The following is a 3063-nucleotide window of genomic DNA, read 5'->3' as shown; positions in this document are numbered from 1 at the left end:
TACTGAGTCGAACTTAAGTAGCTAACCATATGAAATCATATATTTCTGACTCCTTGTTCAGGCACTTTGCTTCGTTACAACTCCGGTCACATAGCTACGGCTATGCTCCCTCCGTTGTGCCTCGCATAGCACCTGCCCAAGTAGCCAGAAATATATGATTTCATATGGCCAGCTACTTAACCGGGATTCTAACAGACTTCCCGGGCAAACTTGTCAGTCATTAAATAAAGAAAGTGTCTATCCTGTTAATTCCAACCTGTTTGGAATACTGCCATGCCAGAGCCTTTGTACGAAAGAAATCAGCTGGGCGTTGGTTTTACGTTTCATAATCCGGTCATCTATCTGGATCGCTGGCTAAGCAGCTGGAAAGACGATAAACCCCTGTTGGATATTGGCTGTGGCCACGGAGTTAATACTCACGCAGCCCTGATGCATGGCGCACAGGTAATAGCCACTGATATGGATAAACCAGACTTGTCCAAATGGCTGAAGGACTTGCCTGATACTCAGCAGAAAGCAGTGACCTGCAAAGCAGCAAAACTGCCAGGGAATATCCCTTTTGCCGATAATGCCTTCTGCGGAATTCTCTGCGCTGAAGTTTTCCATTTTCTGGCCAATGAAGAAGTTGCGCCATCTATTAATGAAATTTACCGAATTCTCGAACCAGGGGGCACGCTTCTGCTTACCTGCTGTTCCTGTGACGTTGAAGTGTTGAAAAGTACTGGCCTGAGTAGAGAGATACGTGACGGTGTAAAAAAATCACCGTTAACCGTTACCGGTCAGCGGGATTATCTCAACCTGCTGGCAGAGGCAGCCAAAGCACTTAACTGTCCGGAAATAACCGATCCGGTTTTGGCTGCCCACAAAATTAATATCCCCGGCAGAGACTTTTGTTTTTTTGCGTCCGAACAACTGGAGGTATTAATGAAACATGCCGGATTTGTTATCGAAGTATGCGAACAGGGTGAGGCTCCCCATTATCCGGTATGGAGTCATGGAGATCAGGATCAAATACGGATTATTGCCAGAAAGCCCGCATGATTTGCCGGTTTTATTACGGACGTCGTTTTTTCAAGCCCGGGCTGACAGCCTTAAGGTCACAATGATTACCCCGATCAACCAAAATGCTTCACCTCTGTTTGCAGGCATTTTGCGTTATATCCTCTTCAACAAAGGACAACCTGATCCATTGGTACAAAGTATTACCCGACAAATTAAAAATAAAACATTGTCAACCATTAAGTCATTGTTCTGAATTTCTCCAGAGGCTATAGTAACCCTAATAACCGAGCATTCAGGGAAGCTATGAAAGAATCCGATTTCATTGCCCTCGATCAGAAAATTAACTATCTGGTTGCCCTTTGTCAGAAGCTGACGACTGAAAACAGGCAACTTCGACAGCAGGAGCAGTCCTGGGTAGCTGAAAAAGCGAAGTTGATGGAAAAAAATGACGTTGCACGTACAAAAGTAGAAGCGATGATCCAGCATCTCAGGTCTCTGGAGCACGAGTCATGACGGATAAATCATCAGTGACATCCGTTCATATTCTGGATAAGGAATACCGTGTTGCCTGTCCCAAAGACAATCAGGAGGCACTGTACACCGCTGCCCGTTACCTGAACGAAAAAATGCATGAAATCCGTTCTTCAGGCAAAGTTGTCGGTATTGAGCGAATCGCTGTGATGGCCGCACTGAATATCAGCTACGAGTTAATGCAGAGCCGTCGTCAGAATGAAGATGAGAAGCAGGACACCCAGGAGCACATTGACCAACTGCTGGGTAAACTGGATCAGGCACTGGCATCCGTGGAGCGTTGATCTGATCACCGTTTCTGATGTTCACGAAAACAAAAAAAACTTGCAGACATCTCCTCAATAGTCGATATAATGCCGCAGAAACCTCCCTGGCCTGTTCGCCAGTCATCATACGTCCCGAGCCGATAATACTACCCAGGGAGCTCCTGGCAGGTGCTGGAGCGCAGGTCCGCCTTGTAGCGGAAAGCCCGATTCACCTCAGCAGCCCCCACCGTGACCGTTACGGCCACGGGCAAACGTGGCAGCGGCAGGGTGGGGAGGTTTCATACATACCCTCTCATATCGAACATTCCCCTTATAAATCAGCATATTACAAGACAATCCAAGCAACATAGTACCTTAATACTTCGGAATTTTCCTGATGGGGCAAAGGTATTTGCATGGCGCTTTATCGATCATCACGCTGGCGGAAAGAAACAGCGAATTGATTACGGTAGTTATCCGGCTGTCTCCCTGGAACAGGCTCGACATATACATGGATTGATGACTGCTGCCAGAAAGGATGGCAAAGACATAATGAGTAATTCCGTTAAAATAGAAATACTCAAACAGGTGCTGGGTGAGGATGCTGTCAAAATGGAAGCCCGACCTGAAGGGATGACCCTGAATGAAGTCTATGACAAGTTCATTAAGGATTATGCGGAACCATTGAAACCACGCTGAATAACCTTGGTGTGCCATCGGATGTCACTACTGCTATGACAGGCCATTCAAGAACGGGAATGAAGCGTACTTATAATCATGCTGGTCAGTTACACGCTCTCAGGACCGGCTTTCAAATGTACGCAGACTTTATCGATTTCCTGTGTGAAAGGGAGGTTATCTACTGCAGGCTATTTAAAGCTCAGAAGCCTAGCCTGGAGTTCAAGGAAATCATTGAAACATTCAACTTTCAGAAGTATCTGGTGTCAGGTTTTGACTTTGCATAAAAACAGGCGGATTACTCCGCCTCGTCAAGCAGCCTTTCAATAGCTTCTTCAACTTCATCTCGCCGCCACACCCTCCGGTTGGCGGTGATCATTTTTCCCGGGGGGAAACGGTTTTCTTTAATCAATCGATAAATTGAAGGGCTCGCCAGTGTGGTCATCTTTGTGATGTCCTTCATGGAAACAAGTGCGTTACTGTCCATATCATCCAGCAATTCCCGATGAATCCTGGAGCTCCACCGCCACATAGCATACAGAGGAGGCAATAAAAACTCACCCGCACAATTTATCGACTAAAATTGATCCTTACTAAATCATCGTCG

5 protein-coding genes, 1 other RNA gene and 1 pseudogene are annotated in these 3063 nt (G+C 46.3%); 6 read left to right on the top strand and 1 reads right to left on the bottom strand.

The window, feature by feature from the left end:
- The first annotated feature begins 273 nt into the window (after positions 1–273).
- The 6 genes and pseudogenes from CX664_RS25090 to CX664_RS27705 all read left to right on the top strand — a co-directional run bounded on the left by CX664_RS25090 (position 274) and on the right by CX664_RS27705 (position 2477).
- Positions 274–1041, top strand: a complete 768-nt coding sequence (locus tag CX664_RS25090; protein ID WP_101749310.1) for a class I SAM-dependent methyltransferase — start codon at positions 274–276, stop codon at positions 1039–1041.
- Positions 1042–1305: 264 nt separating this feature from the next.
- Complete coding sequence (locus CX664_RS25080) at positions 1306–1515, top strand: TIGR02449 family protein (protein ID WP_101749308.1); 210 nt, start codon at positions 1306–1308, stop codon at positions 1513–1515.
- Entirely contained in the window at positions 1512–1817 is a 306-nt protein-coding gene (locus CX664_RS25075; RefSeq protein WP_101749307.1) for a cell division protein ZapA, read from the top strand. Before CX664_RS25080 ends, CX664_RS25075 begins: the two co-directional genes overlap by 4 nt.
- An 80-nt stretch (positions 1818–1897) precedes the next feature.
- A non-coding RNA gene (ssrS, locus tag CX664_RS25070) (6S RNA) lies at positions 1898–2077 on the top strand.
- Positions 2067–2324: pseudogene (locus CX664_RS28400) on the top strand (Arm DNA-binding domain-containing protein); the annotation flags it as partial. The gene ssrS and the pseudogene CX664_RS28400, both read left to right, overlap by 11 nt.
- Positions 2325–2330: 6 nt before the next feature.
- Positions 2331–2477 (top strand): hypothetical protein, encoded by a 147-nt coding sequence (locus CX664_RS27705; protein WP_163373136.1) that lies wholly within the window; start codon positions 2331–2333, stop codon positions 2475–2477.
- A gap of 277 nt (positions 2478–2754) precedes the next feature.
- On the opposite strand, the gene CX664_RS25055 is transcribed toward CX664_RS27705, so the two are convergent.
- Positions 2755–2943 carry a helix-turn-helix transcriptional regulator gene (locus CX664_RS25055; protein WP_163373135.1) on the bottom strand — a complete coding sequence of 63 codons (189 nt, stop codon included), beginning with the start codon at positions 2941–2943 and terminating at the stop codon, positions 2755–2757.
- Positions 2944–3063: the final 120 nt, after the last annotated feature.

The organism is Endozoicomonas acroporae, from assembly GCF_002864045.1.
Lineage (GTDB): Bacteria > Pseudomonadota > Gammaproteobacteria > Pseudomonadales > Endozoicomonadaceae > Endozoicomonas > Endozoicomonas acroporae.
The sequence above is the reverse complement of the archived record's forward strand: the minus strand, read 5'-3'. Positions and strand labels throughout refer to the sequence as shown.

Bases quoted from the DNA above. Each gene is read 5' to 3' on its own strand.
- CX664_RS25090 (WP_101749310.1), top strand. From the start codon at position 274: ATGCCAGAGCCTTTGTACGAAAGAAATCAGCTGGGCGTTGGTTTTACG.
- CX664_RS25080 (WP_101749308.1), top strand. From the start codon at position 1,306: ATGAAAGAATCCGATTTCATTGCCCTCGATCAGAAAATTAACTATCTG.
- CX664_RS25075 (WP_101749307.1), top strand. From the start codon at position 1,512: ATGACGGATAAATCATCAGTGACATCCGTTCATATTCTGGATAAGGAA.
- CX664_RS27705 (WP_163373136.1), top strand. From the start codon at position 2,331: ATGAGTAATTCCGTTAAAATAGAAATACTCAAACAGGTGCTGGGTGAG.
- CX664_RS25055 (WP_163373135.1), bottom strand. From the start codon at position 2,943: ATGGACAGTAACGCACTTGTTTCCATGAAGGACATCACAAAGATGACC.